Source organism: Streptosporangium sp. NPDC048047 (genome assembly GCF_040653115.1).
Classification (GTDB): domain Bacteria; phylum Actinomycetota; class Actinomycetes; order Streptosporangiales; family Streptosporangiaceae; genus Streptosporangium.
In genome coordinates, this window is sequence record NZ_JBEZNH010000040.1 from 61,475 (window position 1) to 77,208 (window position 15,734).

12 protein-coding genes are annotated in these 15,734 nt (G+C 72.1%); 6 read left to right on the plus strand and 6 right to left on the minus strand.

Annotated features, from left to right (window positions below; translation table 11 throughout):
- Positions 1-357: 357 nt before the first annotated feature.
- Complete coding sequence (locus AB0D67_RS27940; protein WP_362942140.1) at positions 358-1,935, plus strand: glycoside hydrolase family 3 N-terminal domain-containing protein; 1,578 nt, start codon at positions 358-360, stop codon at positions 1,933-1,935.
- A 199-nt stretch (positions 1,936-2,134) separates the two neighbouring features.
- Here AB0D67_RS27940 and AB0D67_RS27945 read toward each other — a convergent pair whose 3' ends face one another.
- From AB0D67_RS27945 to AB0D67_RS27955, 3 genes are all read right to left on the minus strand, one after another.
- On the minus strand, positions 2,135-2,947 hold the full coding sequence (locus AB0D67_RS27945) for an aminoglycoside 3'-phosphotransferase (RefSeq protein ID WP_362942143.1): 813 nt from the start codon (positions 2,945-2,947) through the stop codon (positions 2,135-2,137).
- Positions 2,948-3,077: 130 nt separating this feature from the next.
- Complete coding sequence (locus tag AB0D67_RS27950) at positions 3,078-3,944, minus strand: AraC family transcriptional regulator (protein ID WP_362942146.1); 867 nt, start codon at positions 3,942-3,944, stop codon at positions 3,078-3,080.
- Between the two features lie 60 nt (positions 3,945-4,004).
- Complete coding sequence (locus tag AB0D67_RS27955) at positions 4,005-4,949, minus strand: TetR/AcrR family transcriptional regulator (protein ID WP_362942176.1); 945 nt, start codon at positions 4,947-4,949, stop codon at positions 4,005-4,007.
- 64 nt (positions 4,950-5,013) lie between these two features.
- Here AB0D67_RS27955 and AB0D67_RS27960 point away from each other — a divergent pair, with 64 nt between their 5' ends.
- Together AB0D67_RS27960 and AB0D67_RS27965 are read left to right on the plus strand one after the other, a co-directional pair.
- Positions 5,014-6,756, plus strand: coding sequence for a right-handed parallel beta-helix repeat-containing protein (locus tag AB0D67_RS27960; protein WP_362942149.1), 1,743 nt, complete (start codon positions 5,014-5,016; stop codon positions 6,754-6,756).
- A 102-nt stretch (positions 6,757-6,858) separates the two neighbouring features.
- On the plus strand, positions 6,859-7,296 hold the full coding sequence (locus tag AB0D67_RS27965; protein WP_362942152.1) for a VOC family protein: 438 nt from the start codon (positions 6,859-6,861) through the stop codon (positions 7,294-7,296).
- Positions 7,297-7,323: 27 nt separating this feature from the next.
- On the opposite strand, the gene AB0D67_RS27970 is transcribed toward AB0D67_RS27965, so the two are convergent.
- Positions 7,324-8,973 carry a protein kinase gene (locus AB0D67_RS27970; RefSeq protein ID WP_362942155.1) on the minus strand — a complete coding sequence of 550 codons (1,650 nt, stop codon included), beginning with the start codon at positions 8,971-8,973 and terminating at the stop codon, positions 7,324-7,326.
- A 174-nt stretch (positions 8,974-9,147) separates the two neighbouring features.
- A complete protein-coding gene (locus AB0D67_RS27975) occupies positions 9,148-9,723 on the minus strand; it encodes a TetR/AcrR family transcriptional regulator (RefSeq protein WP_362942158.1) in 576 nt (191 codons plus the stop codon).
- A 76-nt stretch (positions 9,724-9,799) separates the two neighbouring features.
- Between AB0D67_RS27975 and AB0D67_RS27980 the strand changes: the two genes are divergently transcribed.
- The 3 genes from AB0D67_RS27980 (at position 9,800) to AB0D67_RS27990 (ending at position 15,095) form a co-directional block, all read left to right on the plus strand.
- Positions 9,800-12,325: an MMPL family transporter gene (locus AB0D67_RS27980; protein WP_362942161.1), complete on the plus strand. Its 2,526-nt coding sequence runs from the start codon at positions 9,800-9,802 to the stop codon at positions 12,323-12,325.
- Positions 12,326-12,648: 323 nt separating this feature from the next.
- A complete protein-coding gene (locus AB0D67_RS27985; protein ID WP_362942164.1) occupies positions 12,649-12,957 on the plus strand; it encodes a hypothetical protein in 309 nt (102 codons plus the stop codon).
- A gap of 173 nt (positions 12,958-13,130) precedes the next feature.
- Positions 13,131-15,095 (plus strand): hypothetical protein, encoded by a 1,965-nt coding sequence (locus tag AB0D67_RS27990; protein WP_362942167.1) that lies wholly within the window; start codon positions 13,131-13,133, stop codon positions 15,093-15,095.
- A gap of 8 nt (positions 15,096-15,103) precedes the next feature.
- Here AB0D67_RS27990 and AB0D67_RS27995 read toward each other — a convergent pair whose 3' ends face one another.
- Positions 15,104-15,583, minus strand: coding sequence for a hypothetical protein (locus tag AB0D67_RS27995; RefSeq protein ID WP_362942170.1), 480 nt, complete (start codon positions 15,581-15,583; stop codon positions 15,104-15,106).
- Between the last annotated feature and the right edge of the window lie 151 nt (positions 15,584-15,734).

A 15,734-nucleotide genomic window follows, 5' to 3' on the forward strand; every position in this document is an offset into this window, starting at 1 on the left:
GCGTTCCGCGGAGCCCCGCCTCGGCGTGTCGGCGCGGTGCAGGAAGGCGGGGAGAACGCGGCCGGCCGGGGGCCCGGGGGTCTTGGCGGCGTGTGGAGGACCGGCGGGCCCGGAGGGCCGGGAGAGCGCGCAGAGCAGGCGGTGCGGCAGGCCGTCCCTCGTGCGGACCGGCCGCGCAGGGGAGGGGCGGCCGGTGGCCGGGGTGAAGACCCACGGTCAGCCCACTGGCAATTAGTAAACTTTCCTATTAGATTTGCGGGGAGTCCCGGGAGAGCGCTCTCGCCGGGAAGACCCCTGGGACAACGTGCTGCCCGCGCGCCCACGGCAGGAGACGCCGTCGCCGGGCGAGGAGGATGAATGAAGCACGGCCGAGAGCTGCTTCGCCTGGCGGACACCGTTGTCCTCCCCGGATTCGAGGGGAGGACCCCGCCCGACTGGCTCCGGCGGCGGCTGTCCGAAGGTCTGACCGGGGTGGTGCTCTTCTCCCGCAACATCGCCTCCCCGAGCCAGGTCGCGGACCTCACGGCGGCGCTGCGCGCGGAGAACCCGCAGGTCCTCGTCGGGGTCGACGAGGAGACGGGGGAGGTCACCCGGCTGGAGGCCGCCACCGGCAGCAGCAGGCCGGGAAACTTCGCCCTGGGCGTGGTGGACGACCCCGGCCTCACCGAGGAGATCGCCCGTGACCTCGGACGCGACCTGGCCCTGGCCGGGATCAACCTCGACTTCGCCCCCTCGGTGGACGTGAACTCCAATCCGCGCAATCCGGTCATCGGACTGCGTTCCTTCGGCTCCGGCCCGGATCTGGTCGCCCGGCACACCGCCGCCTGGATCCGCGGCCTGCAGTCCGCCGGGGTCGCCGCCTGCGCCAAGCACTTCCCCGGTCACGGTGACACCTCCGTCGACTCCCACCACGGGCTGCCGCTCGTCGGCGCCGACGCCGACGAGCTGCGCGAGGTGGCGCTGCCGCCCTTCCGCGCGGCCGTGGCCGAGGGGGTGCGGGCGGTCATGACCGGTCACCTGCTGGTCCCGGCGTTCGACTCCGCCATGCCCTCCACGCTCAGCGGCCCGCTGCTGCGCGACCTGCTCCGCGACGAACTGGGCTTCGGAGGCGTCATCGTCACCGACGGCATCGAGATGGAGGCGGTCTCCGGACCGTACGGCATCGGCGGCGCGTCCGCGCTGGCCATCGCCGCCGGGGCCGACGCGATCTGCGTGGGCGGCGAGCACGCCGACGAGCGGACAGCCGTCGCGGTGCGCGACGCCATCGCCGACGCCGTGGTCGAGGGCAGGCTCCCCGAGGAACGGCTGGCCGACGCGGCCGAGCGGGTCTGCGAGCTGGCTCTCTGGGCCGCCTCGGCGGGACCCGCCCGCCGGTCCGCCGTCTCCGCGTCTCCCGGGGGGCCGGCCGCCGGCCGTACCGTCGCGCCGGCCGGTTCCCCGGAGGCGTCCGCGCGTCCCGGGGGCGTCCCCGCCGGCCTGGCCGCCGCCCGGCGGGCGCTGCGGGTCACCCGGCGCTCCTCCGCGGCCGTCATCCCGCTGCCCGCCCCGCCCCACGTGCTCGAACTCGCCCCCGAGATGAACCTCGCCATCGACCCGCACACCCCCTGGGGCGTCGGCGAGCCGCTCGGCAAACTGCTGCCCGGCACCACGGTGACCCGCCTGACCGCCCCGGAGGCCACCGGGGGAGCGGTCGAGGCGGTCCTGGTCGCGGCGGCCGGCCGGCCCCTGGTCGCCGTCGTCCGCGACGCCCACCGCCACGCCTGGCAGACCGCGGTCCTGGAGCACCTGCTGGCCGCCCGGCCGGACGCCGTCGTGGTCGAGATGGGGCTGCCCGACCGCCGTGACCTCGGCGCGGTCCACCTGGCGACGTACGGCGCCGCCCGTGTCTGCGGTCAGGCCGCCGCCGAACTGCTCGCCGGGGGCGCGGGGTTCTGACGACGGGCCGGCCGGGGCCGCGCCGAAGCCCACGACCGGGCCTTCCCGAAATGCCGGTTGAATCGGAATAGTTCTGATTGTTCGCAAATAGGACGTACTTCGTAAAGGGCGTCCTCGCCGAAGAGAACGACCCGGACCGGACGGGGGAGACGCCGAACTCCCGGCACGGCTCGGGTTCGGTCGGGGCGGACGCGACCGGTCAGGCCATCTCCCACAGCAGGCGGTAGTAGGCGATGCGCTCGGGGTCCGGGGCGACCCCGTAGGCGTCGTAGATGACGCCGTCGTATCCCGGGCCGTAGTTCCAGTCGGTGCTCCACGCCGCGACCGCGAGGTCGGCCCACCGGTCGGCCATGCCGAGCGAGCCGAGGTCCACGTGGGCGGCGAACGCGCCGTCGTCGTCCAGCAGGGTGTTGGGGGCGCACGCGTCGCCGTGACAGACGACCAGGCGGTCGATCGGGGGCGGCGCGCCGATGCGCGCCCTGGCCTCGGCGAGGTCGGCGCATCCGTGCGCGGCGAGCTCGCTCACCGGTCCGTCGCCGGCGGCGAGACGCTCGTCGGCGCGGACGAGCCGGCGCTCGACGCTCCAGTCGAACGGGCATCCGTCCACGGGCAGGGCGTCGTGCAGCACGCGCAGTCCCCGGCCGATCGCGGCGGCCGCGGTCGCCGGGTCGGCGGTCCACCGGGGGTCCACCGCCGACCGGCCGGGAATCGCCGCCGTGACCAGCCACGCGCCGTCGGCGTCCGCGCCGTGCTCGACGACCCGCGGAACGGTCACCCACCGCCGCGCCCAGGCCAGGCGCTCCGCCTCACCGGCGAGGTCGATCTCCGGAGTGCCCGCGGCGACCCACTTGACGTACCGGCCGCCGCCGGAGGCGTCCCCGAGGCGGAACGTCAGTCCGCCGAGCTCGTTGCGCCACACCGGGGTGACGGTGTCGCCGCCGGCGAGCGCCGCGACGACGGCGGGGACGGGCACCGGCCCGGTCGGGATCTCGGAGATGACGGGGAGGCTCATGACGGACATGATCCTCCCCGCTCCGGGCCGGTGGCGAACGGTTTCCCCGGCGGCGGGCCGGCGGGTCGCTCCCGCCGGGAGGGGCCGCGGGCGCTCGGTCCTCGATCCGGTCCCCGGTCCCGCCCCCTGCTCAGCCCTCGGTCCGCTCCACGGGGAGCCACAGCTCGGCCTCGGCCTCCCCGCCGTCCTGGGACATCCGGGTGCGCAGGATCTCCGGCCCCGGCCTGGTGCGGTACGGGTTGGACGGGAACCACTGCGAGTAGGCGTCCGCCCAGATGTGCTGCAGCGTCTCCGGGACCGGCCCCGAGTCCTCGAAGACCACCCACGTCCCCGCCGGGACGGCGAGGGCGTCCAGGTCTCCGGGGACGTCGGCGCCGGTCACCACGCCGTGGTAGTAGTCCAGTTCGCTGCCCTCCGCGCGGCCGGGGTCGATGTCGTCGCACACGGAGACGATCCCCCGCGGCTCCTGGTCGGACAGCGCCGCCATCCGCCCGAGGGTCTCCCGGCCGATGCTCCGGATGTGGTCGACCATCGGCTGGTTGACCCCCAGGTGGACCAGGGGGATCCGTGCCTTTCTGCCGGCCACGCGGAACGCGTCCTTCTCCACGATCCGGTATCGCATGCTCGTGCTCCCCTCGATGACGAGGCGGAAGGACATGGGGGGCTGGAAGCGCAGGGCCGCGCCGGTCCGCCTGGCCTCGCCGGGACCGATGCCGTGCACGGCCCGGAACGCGCGGGCGAACGCCTCGCCCGAGCCGTAGCCGTACCGCACCGCCACGTCGAGCAGCGTCTCCTCTCCCGCGATCACCAGGGCCCCGGCGACGCTGAGCCGCCGGCGGCGGACGTACTCCGACAGCGGCATGCCGGCCAGCGCGGAGAACATCCGCCGGAAGTGGTAGTCCGACGTGACGGCGATCCGCGCCAGCTCGGCGACGTCGATCGGCTCGTCGAGGTGCTCCTCGACGTACCGCATGGCCTGGTTCAGCCGGTCCAGCATCCCCGTCTCCCTCCCTTTCGAGCCGTCACGCCAGGAGCGGCGCATCTCCCAGGCGGTCCTCTAAGTGTCGGTGCTGCGCCTGCGGTAGGCGCGCTGCCGGCAGGCCCGCGAGCAGTACACGCGGGGACGGCCGGAGCGGGCGGCGTCCAGTGGGGTGCCGCATTCGGGGCAGCTTTCCCCGCGAACTCCGTCACGAATTACGTCACGAGTTTCGTCACGTTCGCCGCCGGGTCCACCGTCGCGCTCCCCGGCGCGTTCGCGGACGAGCACCTCGACGCCGTCCAGGAGGCGGCTCAGGCCGAACGTGAAGGAGTCCTCCGGACGGTCCCAGCCTCCCGTCTCCCACAGGCGGGTGATCGCGGGGTAGCGGCCGAGCCGTTCGTACAGGGAGTCGCGGGCGCCCCACCAGTCCCGCTCCGACACGCCGCTGCGCCGCTCCTCGCGTCGCGTCTCGACCAGGAGCAGGGCCTCGGCGTCCACGAACCGGCCGAGCAGTCCGATCACCGCGATCACCTCGGGCGGCCGTAGCGCCGTGCCGGCCAGCGTGCCGAGCATGTGGTCGTAGTAGGCGACGCCGTTGGGGCCGGGAAGGTGCCGGGATCCGCGCACCTCGGCCAGCCAGGGATGCCGCCCGCGGAGCTCCCACCCCTGCCGGGCCACCTCCTCCAGCCTCTCCCGCCAGCCTTCCCCGGCCTGCGGGCGGTCCGGCGCCCCGGCGGGGGAGCTGCCCCGCGCCTCGGCGAGGACCTCGCCCGTGACCTCGTCCACCATCAGGTCCACGAGCTGGTCGCGGCCGGGGACGTGCCGGTACAGCGACATGGTCGTGAAGCCGAGCCGGTCGGCGACCTTGCGCATCGACAGCCCCTCCAGGCCCTCGGCGTCGGCCAGCTCGACGGCGGCGCGCACGATCCGGCGCAGGCTGAGGCCCGGTCGCGGCTCGTGTTCCGCCTCCCGCCACAGCAGTTCCATGCCGTGGTCGGGGTCCCCCGATCCGCCTCGCGCCATTGGCACCTCCCGTGTTTATAGTGTATTACCTTGTGTACGGCATAAACAGCAAAGGCGGTCAAGCATGCTCCATCTCCACGTCGCCCCCGGCGGGGACGACTCCTGGCCCGGCTCCCTCGAACGCCCCTTCGCCACCCTGGAACGGGCCCGGTCGGCCGCCAGGGAGGCGGGAAGGGAGGCGGACGGGGACGTCGTCGTCCTGCTCCGGGGCGGCGTCCACGAGCTCACCCGGCCCCTCGAACTCACCGAGGCCGACTCCGGCGTCGTCTACCAGGCGTACGGATACGGCACCCCCGAGCAGGAGGAGGCCGTCCTGAGCGGCGGCCGGACGATCACCGGGTGGCGGGAGCGCGACGGCGTCTGGACGGCCGAGGTCGGCGACCTGGAGACCCGCCAGCTCCACGTCGACGGCCGCCGGGCCGAACGCGCCGGCATCCCGGGCCTGCCGGGCTCGTCCCCGGCCGCGACCGCCACCGGCTACGTCACCGACAGCGCCGGCCCGCTCGGCTGGCGCAGCCCCCGCGACGTGGAGTTCGTCCACCGGGGCGTCTACCCGTGGACCGAGGCCCGCCTGGGCGTCGCGGACGTCGCCCGCGACGGCGGCCGAACGGTGATCACCATGGCCCGGCCCGCCTTCGACTGGGCCATGAAGCTGTACGACTCCGCGTGGGGCGGCGTCACCTCCACCGGCCCCGGACTGCCCACCCGGATCGAGAACGACCCGAGCTTCCTGCGCGAGCCGGGCACCTTCGTGCTCGACCGCTCCCGCCCCGGCGACCACGTGCTGCACTACCTTCCCCGTCCCGGCGAGGACCCGGCGCGCACGAAGGCGGTCGCCCCGGTGCTGGAGACCCTGCTGCGCGCGACCGGAACGCGGGGGACGGCGTTCCTGGGGCTGGTGTTCGCCGACGCGACCTGGCTGCGCCCGAGCCGCCCCGAGGGCTTCGTGCACTACCACGGCAGCGGCTACTACGAGGGCGGCGGCGTCGAGGTGGCCGCCCTGGGGGAGGGAGCGTTTGTGACGTATCCCACCGCGTCCGTGACGATTCCCGCCTGCGTCGCCTTCGAGGACACCGTGGACGCGGTGGTCGAGGGCTGCCGGTTCACCCGGCTCGGAGCGTCCGGACTGGGCGTGTCCGGCGGCGAAGGGCTCACCGTGCGGGGCTGCGAATTCGACACCCTCTCCGCCGGGGCCGTCGTGGCGTCCGGCGGCCGGGGCACCGTGATCGAGGACAACCTGGTGCGCGGCATCGGGCTGGAGTACCGCGGATCGCCCGGAATCTCGATCATGAAGACGTCCGGCTGCGTCGTCGCGCACAACGAGATCGGTGACGTGCCGCACTGCGGGATCGTGGCAGGACCCGGCGAGGGCACCCGCATCCTGCACAACCGCACCGCCGACACCATGCGGGTCCTGGCCGACGGCGGCGGGATCTACCTGTCCGGGCCGCAGGGCCGCTCGCACGACGACGGCGCGCTGGTGCGGGGCAACGTCATCGAGGACACCCGCACGCCGTACAACTTCGGGCTCTACACCGACTACGGGGCCTCGTGGGTGACGGTGGAGGGCAACGTCGTCGCCCGCGCCGACAACACGGCCGTGCTGCACGTGGCGCCGCCGCTGGAGAACGTCGTCTACCGGGACAACTTCTGGGACGCCGACCCGATCGGCCACGCCGACCCGCCGGACGGAGTCACCTACGAGGGGAACGTCACCCTCAAGGACGAGCACGAGCTGAACGCCGCCACCGCCGCCATCCGGGCGCGGGCCGGCCGGCGTCCCCGGCCCCGGAGGGCCGGTTCCTGATCCGCCACGGCATGGATCGGGACATCTGCCGGGTGCTCTCCGCCCGGACCCGGTTCGGCCAGGACGGCGCGGCGCCGGCGGCTCAGGGACAGAATCGGGTGCATGACCGACATGCCATCGAGACTGTCCATCGTGACCCTGGGGGCGAGAGACCTGCCGCGGCTGCGGGCGTTCTACCGCGGGCTGGGCTGGCCGGAGCTGCCGTCGAGCGACGACGCGTGGGCCGCCTTCACACTCGGCGGGGCGGTGCTCGCGCTGTACCCGCTGGATGAGCTGGCCGCCGAGGCCGCGCCGGGGACGCCGCCACCGGGCGGATGGTCCGGAGTCACCCTGGCCTGCAACGTCGACCGCGCCGAGGACGTGGACACCGCCTTCGCCGCCGCCGTGGCGGCGGGCGCGGTTCCGGTCGCCGAGCCCGTGGACCGGCCCTGGGGCGGGCGCTCGGCCTACATCGCCGACCCTGAGGGCCACCGGTGGGAGATCGCGTGGGCGCCGAACGCCGCGTTCGACGAGCGGGGCACCCTGACGGCCTTCGGCTGACGAGCGGGGCGCCCCGGCGGCCTTCGGCTAGTGCCCGCCGGGGCGACCGCGGTGGTCGTCCTTCGAAGCACGGCCCCTGAACGTGTCGAGGCCCACGCCGCCGAGGAACACGGTCAGGGGCCCGTCGGCGAGCCTGCCCTCGCGGCGGGCCCTCATCAGATCCCGCCCCGCCTCCTGGATCTTCCTGCCCGCCTCCCGGGCCCTGCCCTCGGCGAGCTTGCGGGCCGCCTCCCGGATCCTGTCGTGCGTCTTGCGCGCCAGACGCGGATCGATGCCGCCGCGCGCCTGCTGGGCGGTCACGGCCCGGTCGAAGGCCGCCAGCCAGGCACGCGGATCCCGTACGGCGGGCCGGGCCGGGGTCCCGGTCGGCGCGGGCGTCGGCTTTACGGTCGGCCGTGTCGTGGGCCGGGCGGCCGGGGTCGGCGTGGCGGAGGGCTTCCGTTCGCGGACCGGCTCCACGGGGGCGGCGGCGGACACGGTGGCGGTCGTCTCCGCCGGACCGGACGAGCCCGAGAACAGGGTCGCCGCTCCCACGGTGGCGACCACGATGGCCGCGAGGGCCGCGCCGACCTGAAGGAGGAGCCGCCGATCCCCTCTCGCCCCGCCGGACCGGCCGGGCCGTACGGAGGGCGGAACGACCGGCGGAACCGGCGGGGCCTCGAACACGGTGGTGTCGCCCGCGCGGGCCGCCGCCGGGATCGTCGGAGACGCCGGGATCGCGGACACCGCCGCCTGGCGGGCGGCGCCGGGTGGGACGGCCGCCGCTGCCGGGGTGGGCCGTACCGGGGGTCCGGCGGGATGGGCGCCGGACGGGGCGGGCGGCGCCGCGGAGGCGGGCCGTACCGGGGTGTGGACCGAGCGGGCGATGCCGTCCAGGACCTGGCGCACCTGCTCGGCCCCGGCGGGCCGTTCGCCGGGATTCTTGGCGAGCATGGCCATGACGAGCCGCTCCAGCTCGGCGGGGACGCCCGGCCGGTGGACGCTCAGCGGGTCGGGGGAGCGGTGGACGTGCTGGTGGACGAGTTCGGGCACCGAGCCGGTGAACGGCGGACGTCCGCACAGCAGTTCGTAGGCGACGCAGCCGAGCCCGTACAGGTCGCAGGCCGCCTCCCCTCCGGACTCGCCGATCTGCTCGGGCGCCAGGTAGGCGGCGGTGCCCACGATGGCGCCTGCCGTGGTCGGCCGCGCGGCCTCGCCGGCGACGTGCGCGAGACCGAAGCCGACGACCTTCAGCGTGCCGTCGCCGTTCAGATGGAGGTTGGCGGGCTTGACGTCGCGGTGCACCACTCCGGCGCGGTGCGCCGCCGCCAGTCCCGCCGCGGCCTGGGCGAGCAGGAGGCAGGTCTCGGCCACCGGCAGCGGGCCGCGCGCCGCCAGCTCGGCGGCGAGGTCGCGGCCGGTCAGCAGCTCCATGACCATGAAGCGGCGGTTCGCCTCCTGGCCGACGTCCAGCAGGGTGACCGTGTTGGGGTGCACGATCTGCGCCGCCGCCCGCATCTCGCGGGTGAACCGCTCGGCCGCGGCGGCACCGCCCGCCGGAGGGTCGAGGATCTTGACGGCGACCGCCACGTCGAGCCGGTGGTCGTACGCTCGCCACACCTCGGCCCCGGCGCCCTGGCCGATCCGCTCCACGAGCCGATACCGCCCCGCGATCAGATCCGGCGTCACATCCGGCATATCAGCCCCTACTGACTACGTCCCGGCAATTCTGGCCAACCTTACGGGTGCCCCGGCCGTGGCGCGGACGGCTTGGGAACGTGAGCGGTTCGGGAACACGGACGGCTCGGGGGACGTGGGCGGCTTGGGGACGTGGGCGGCTCGGTGGGGGCCGTCATGGCCGGAGCCTCGTGGTCAGGCCGGCGGCATCAGGAGGGCGTCGACGAGCCGTACGGCGTCCGCGCTCTCCGCGGGGCGGCCGCTGAGGGCCTTGACGATCATGGCGCCCACCAGGGCCTCGCTCAGCTCCGCGACGAGCGCGTCACCGCGCAGCTGGCCGGCCTCGATCCCTGCGGCGAGGCGCCCGGCGAGTGAGGAGCTCCCGCCGAGGCTGTCCCGCAGCCGGGCGCCGATCTGCTCGTTCGCCGTCGCGGCGGCGATCAGCGAGATCATCAGCCCGCGCCCGTCCGGCTCCCGGAGGAGCTGGAAGAGCTGATCCAGCCACGCGACGAGGTCGGCGCGCAGATCTCCGGTGTCCGGAATCGTCAGCCTGGACGGCAGCAGCATCCCGTCCAGAAGGCAGTCGGCCACGAGATCGCCCTTGGCCGGCCACCAGCGGTAGATCGTCTGCTTGCTCACTCCCGCCTCGGCGGCGATCCCCTCGATCGACAGGTGCTCATAGCCCCGCTGGGCGAACAGCCTGGCGGTCGCCTGAAGGATCGCCAGCCGCGCACTCTCACTGCGGGGCGCCCCGCGACCTCGGTTCGGCATGGCCCTCATCCTAGCGATATTTCAAATACGGTACGTTGCGTATGATAATTCTCGGAAGCCCTGAAGGGGTGACTACATGGCCGAACTCCTCTACCGGCTGGGCAAGGCGGCCGCACGGCGCTCGTGGATCACGATCACCACGTGGGCAGTGCTGCTGGTCCTGGCCGGCGCGGGCTTCGCCGCCGGATCCGGCACGCTGACCTCGAACTTCGACATCCCCAACACGGCCTCGTCGAAGGTCGTGGACGAGCTCGCCGACAGGTTCCCCGACTTCGCCGGAGCGTCCGGCACCGCCGTGTTCCACACCGCCGACGGCTCGCCGTTCACCCCGGAGCAGCGGGAGCGGATCAGCGCGCTGGTCGCGGACGCCGGCGGACTGAAGGGAGTCACGCGGGCCGTCGACCCGTTCGAGACCGAGCGGCAGCGGGCGGACCGTGAACGGGAGCTCATCGGCGGCAAGCAGCAGATCGAGGACGGCCGTGCCCGGCTGGACGCCGGCCGGTCGCAGCTGGACGCCGGTGCGAAACGGCTCGCGGACGCCCAGGACCGGCTCGACGCGGCGCGCGAGCAGGCGAAGGCGGCGGGCGCGCCGGCGCCGCAGCTCGCGGTGCTCGACGCGCAGCAGAAGCGGCTGGACGCGCAGAAGGCGACACTCGCGAAGCAGCGGAAGAAGATCGACGATTCACGCGCCGAGCTCACGAGGAACGGTGAACGGCTCGCACTCGGCGAGCGACTGCTCGCCCACGCGTCGAAGATCCGCATGGTGTCCGGGGACGGCTCCGCCGCCCGGGTGACGATCGCGTTCACCGAACCCCGCATGGAACTGGCCCCCGAGACGAAGAACGGGGTCATCGACCACTTCACGGCGAAGCCGATCGACGGCGTCGAGGTCGACTTCTCCACCGACATCGCGCAGGGCGTCCCGCAGATCATCGGAGTCGGTGAGGCGGTCGGCGTCGTGATCGCCGCGGTCGTCCTGCTCGTCATGCTCGGCAGCGTCATGGCCGCGTCGTTCCCGATCGTCACGGCGCTCGTCGGCGTGGCCACCGGCGTTCTGGCGGCCCTCGCCTTCTCGGGCGTGGTGCAGATGGCCTCGGTGACCCCCGTTCTCGGCGTCATGCTGGGCCTGGCCGTCGGGATCGACTACTCGCTGTTCATCGTCAACCGCCACCGCAAGCAGCTGCTGCAGGGCGCCGGCGTCCACGAGTCCATCGGCCTCGCCAACGGCACCGCCGGCAACGCCGTCGTGTTCGCCGGATCGACCGTGGTCGTCGCCCTGCTCGCGCTCAACGTCACCGGTGTCCCGTTCCTCGGCCTGATGGGCACGGTCGGCGCCGTGTGCGTGCTGATCGCCGTACTCGTCGCGATCACACTCACGCCCGCCCTGCTCGGGCTCGCGGGCATGCGCGTGCTCTCCCGGAGGAGACGCGAACGCGTGCCGGCGGCCCCGGCCGCGGCGGATGCCGCACCGGTGAGCAGGCCCGTCACGCCCATGCCGACGTGGCGTGCCGTCGTGACGGCCCTCGCCTCGGTGATCGCCCTGCTCGTCGTCGCGATTCCGTCCCTGTCCATGCGGCTCGGCCTTCCCGACGGCTCGTCCGAACCGAGCGGATCGACCACGAACACGGCTTTCACCGTCGTCGAGCGTGAATTCGGCGCGGGCGCGAACGGGCCGCTCCTCGTGGTCGCCACCCTCCCGGCCGCGGTGCCGGACGACGACCTCACCGCGGCGGAGACGACCGTCGCGGACGCCCTCGCGGATCTCGGCGACGTCGACGCCGTCGCCCCGGCCGGCGTGTCCGGCGACAAAAGGGTCATCGCCTTCCAGGTCGTGCCCTCCGAGGGGCCGAACAGCGAGTCGACGGAGCGGCTCGTCCGTGACCTGCGGACGATGAAGCCCGTCTTCGTGGAGGCCGTGGACGGCGACGTCTCGCTCGGCGTGGCGGGCCAGGCGGCGATCAACATCGACATCTCCGAGAGCCTCGCCGGGGTCCTGCCGGTGTACCTCCTGATCGTGGTCGGCCTGTCGCTTCTCATCATGATCGTGGTCTTCCGCTCGTTCCTGGTGCCACTGGTCGCGACCGGCGGCTTCATCCTGTCACTGCTGGCGACCTTCGGCGCGGTCGTCGCCGTGTTCCAGTGGGGCTGGCTCGCCGGTCCGCTCGGCATCACCGGGATCGGCCCGATCCTGAGCTTCCTGCCGGTGATCCTGGTCGGCATCCTGTTCGGCCTCGCCATGGACTACCAGCTGTTCCTCGCCTCCGGCATGCGTGAGGCGTACGTGCACGGCTCACCGGCGCGTCTCGCGGTCACCCAGGGCCTGCGCGCGGGCCGTTCGGTGGTCATCGCGGCGGGCGTCATCATGGTGGCGGTGTTCGGCGGGTTCGTGTTCAGTGAGTCGATCATCATCCGCTCGGTCGGGTTCGGCCTGGCCTTCGGGGTGCTCCTGGACGCGTTCGTCGTGCGGCTGCTGCTGATGCCGGCGCTCATGCACCTGCTCGGAACGTCGGCCTGGTGGATCCCGAAGTGGCTCGACCGGATCATGCCGAACGTGGACGTCGAGGGCGCGGCGCTCGAACGGCGGCACCACCTCCACGACTGAGGCCCGCCCGGCCCGGCGCTTCCCCGCGTGCGAGGCGTGCCGTGCCCGGCCGCCTCCTCGCGTGCGCGGACCCCCGGTCTCCGGATCACCGAGACCGGGGGTCCGCCGTGGCAGGGGAGAGCCCGCCCGGCCGAGGCGAAAGTCGTGATATTTCAAAACGGGATTCTACGAGCAATGGCGGACCGGGCCGGGCGATAAGCGAAACCGAAAACGTGGCAAACGTCATCCGAGCCTTGTCGGCATGAACGATCAATACCTACTGTGGTATTCAACGGTATTCAACGGTCTGTTTTCATCGGGGTCCTGGAAAGGGCGGGGGCGGTGTGGCCGAGCCGATGGTGCCCAATCCCCGGCACGCGGAGCTGAGACGCCTGCTGACGGAGGCCGCGGACCGGGCCGAAGAGGTACGGCGCGCATACCGGCCCGCCTCCGCGGCGATGCGGTCGGGGCAGGTCTGGACGGGGCCGACCGCCACCGCGTGGACCGCCGAACTGGAGGCCAGGCACCGGCGGCTCGGGCAACTCGCCCAGCGGGTGGTCGACGTGATCGAGGAGGAGCTGCGCCGCCAGCCCGCCACGGTGACCGAGTCGCAGGCGAACGCCATGCGCCGGGAGGCGGCCGGCCGAACCTGACCGGCACGGCCTGAGCCTCCGGCCGGACGCCGAACCCGACCGGCGCGATCCGAGCCCCCGCCGGACGCCGAACCCGACCGGCGCGGCCCCAGCTCTCGCCGGGCACCGGGCCGGCGCCGACCGGCTCGACCGGTCCCATCCGCCCGTCAACGATCGAAAAGGGGGAAGTCCCGGTGGCATCCAGTGACGAGTTCTGCGGCATCGACCCCGACGGGATGGGACGGTTGGCGTCCTCCCTGGGCGGCGCGGCCGACCGGCTGACCTCCCTCAGCCGGGAACTCGACGGCAGACTGCGGCGGTACGGGATCAGCGCTCCGGAGCTGCGGGAGATCGCCGACATCGCGGGCTGGGGCGGTGAGCAGGTGTCCATGTTGCGCCGCCGGATCGACCTGATCAACGATCTGGGCGCGGGCGCCCCGGAGCCGGGCGGCACGGGAGGGGCCGGTGGCTCCTCGCTCGTCCGGCTCCCCGCCGACCTGGAGGCGCTGGAGGCCGCCCGGGGCCTGGCGACCATGTACGGCAAGGACATCTTCGTCAACTTCGAGGGCGACTTCCAGGCCAAGCTGATCCACGAGCACGCCGACGAGGTGGCGGCCCTGGCGAAGAACCCCCAAGCCGCCGCCGCCTTCTACGCCCTGCTGTCCCCACAGGTCCGCGACAGCCTGGCCAGCCGTATCGCGCGCACCGGCAGCAAGACCGCCAAGCAGGACCTGGCGGCCTTCAGCAAGGTTCTGGGCGCGGCTCTCCGCGCTCCCGCCCTCGTCCCCGCATTCACCAAGGTCAAGGCCGACCTGGCCAAGCCGACCAATGACAAGGCCGCCGCCTGGAACCGTCTCGCCCTGCTCAAGGGGGCAGGCGCTCCGGCAGCCGTCCGCAGCGCGGCGGCCCGCGGCCTGGTCCTGGACGACTTCGCCAAGAATCCAGGCCAGGACCGCCGCGCCGCCGGAACCACCGATACGAAGGCGTACGGATACTCCGCCGACCTGGTCGCCATGTCACTGGATCTCCTCGCCAGGGACGGCGCGGCCGTACGGGACGCGTTCGCGAAGATGGGCGGGGCGGACCTGAAGCTGAGCCAGGTCGACAAGATGAAACACCTCATCGGTTACGCCAAGGTGATCGACACCGGGGACGAGGTGGCGGCGGCCTTCGGCCGGGCCATGAAGGCGGGCACCGAGGCGACGGCAGAACAGGCGGGGCACCACAGCCCGGCGGCTGCGGCGTTCACCATGGACATGATGAGGGCGGCGGGCTCCTTCGGTGACGACATGCCCGAGGCCGCACGAGAATCCATGGTGGCCATCGCGAAGTCCTACATCCATGAAATGGCCTCGGGCGCCCGTTTCGACAAGGCCGTGGATCGCGCCTCCGGCATGAAGATCCCAGAGAACTGGATCACTCTTCCGGGGGTGACTCCGGCGTTCCATCTCAGCCCCGGCGACACCCATCGCTTCCTCAAGACCTTCGTCGGGGACGAACGGCTCACCGAGGACTTCGACACGGAAGCGGGCCGGTTCCGCCATGAGACGTTGACAGCCGCAGCCCGTCTGGACGCACGTGGCACGACCAGATACTTCGAAGACACGGCGAGGATGTTCGGTGACCTCGCCGGAGTCGAGTTCAAAGCGACGTTGGATGTGCGTGGCGAACTGGACGCCACCGACGACCTGATCCGAGACATCACAAAGAACACCATGGCTCTTGGAATCGACAAGATCCCCATCCCAGGCGCTGCCTGGAGCCTCGTCAAGGCATACGGCATCAGCACTCTTCTGGATGGTTGGGCCGACAGCTTCGAGACCAGGGTCGAGAAAGCGACCGGGGCTCGGTCGGACTTCGTCCTCCGCCAGAAGTACGACATGGCGTACATCCTCCACGAGGCCCGCTACCCCGTGAGTGATCCGCCGCCCCAACTTGTCAGTAAGAAGACCGGTCATCTAAAGACTTATGATGAGCTCTTCAACGAAGCCAAGGGAGAGGTAGGCAAAGACAAGACGCTGGAGCAAGCGCTCCGGACGAAGCTGGCCTCATACGAGCAGTGGATGGATCAAAATGACGAGTTGGACAAAAAAATTGAATACTCGTCGGCGTTCCTTGCCAGCGAGCAAGCCAAAGAACAACTAAGGGTATGGAACTAGCGCGGCCTTCATCGTGGCAGGCAGGAGGTCATGGCATGCAGTCGCCACGTAGGAGGTTCAGGGGAAACATATACGACCACTGAGATCCCTGAACTCTTAGAACCCTGAATGAAGCGCCCCTCTTCTGTATTTTCCTGACTGGGATCAGAATCCACCTTATAGCCGAGCCGCTGGGCTAGGACATTCTCCATGACCGCCTGAGCCCGCCCAAGATGAGAGGTCAGTGGCTCGTCGGCTCGTTCATCGTCTGCCGTGGCTCGCAACACCCGCTTAAACTTCCCTTTATCGCAGGGGATGTCTTTTTCTGGACGCTGCAAAACCCGGAGTTTCATCAGCGGGTTCTTGAATAGATCGTCGGTCTCCAAGCGGTGCGTGTCCTTCTGTAGTTCGTCCGCCGCATCCTTCAGTGACGGCTCAGAGGTGCATCCTGAGACTGTCAGGGCCAGGGCCAGTGCCAAGCCGATGGCCAGCGATCGGGTGACGCGCATTCAGCACCTCCGGAGCGGCTGAGGCCGGGACATCCCAATCTTCGCCCACTCCGTCCGGCCGCGCCACACCCTTCGGTCACCTATTTGTCGGCAGTGACTGAGGCTTTTTCATCCTCGCGCGATCTCGTAGTTCTGCAGGACGGCGATGGCC

Bases quoted from the DNA above. Each gene is read 5' to 3' on its own strand.
- AB0D67_RS27945 (WP_362942143.1), bottom strand. From the start codon at position 2,947: ATGAGCCTCCCCGTCATCTCCGAGATCCCGACCGGGCCGGTGCCCGTC.
- AB0D67_RS27955 (WP_362942176.1), bottom strand. From the start codon at position 4,949: ATGGCGCGAGGCGGATCGGGGGACCCCGACCACGGCATGGAACTGCTG.
- AB0D67_RS27950 (WP_362942146.1), bottom strand. From the start codon at position 3,944: ATGCTGGACCGGCTGAACCAGGCCATGCGGTACGTCGAGGAGCACCTC.
- AB0D67_RS27940 (WP_362942140.1), top strand. From the start codon at position 358: ATGAAGCACGGCCGAGAGCTGCTTCGCCTGGCGGACACCGTTGTCCTC.
- AB0D67_RS27965 (WP_362942152.1), top strand. From the start codon at position 6,859: ATGACCGACATGCCATCGAGACTGTCCATCGTGACCCTGGGGGCGAGA.
- AB0D67_RS27970 (WP_362942155.1), bottom strand. From the start codon at position 8,973: ATGCCGGATGTGACGCCGGATCTGATCGCGGGGCGGTATCGGCTCGTG.
- AB0D67_RS27960 (WP_362942149.1), top strand. From the start codon at position 5,014: ATGCTCCATCTCCACGTCGCCCCCGGCGGGGACGACTCCTGGCCCGGC.
- AB0D67_RS27980 (WP_362942161.1), top strand. From the start codon at position 9,800: ATGGCCGAACTCCTCTACCGGCTGGGCAAGGCGGCCGCACGGCGCTCG.
- AB0D67_RS27975 (WP_362942158.1), bottom strand. From the start codon at position 9,723: ATGCCGAACCGAGGTCGCGGGGCGCCCCGCAGTGAGAGTGCGCGGCTG.
- AB0D67_RS27995 (WP_362942170.1), bottom strand. From the start codon at position 15,583: ATGCGCGTCACCCGATCGCTGGCCATCGGCTTGGCACTGGCCCTGGCC.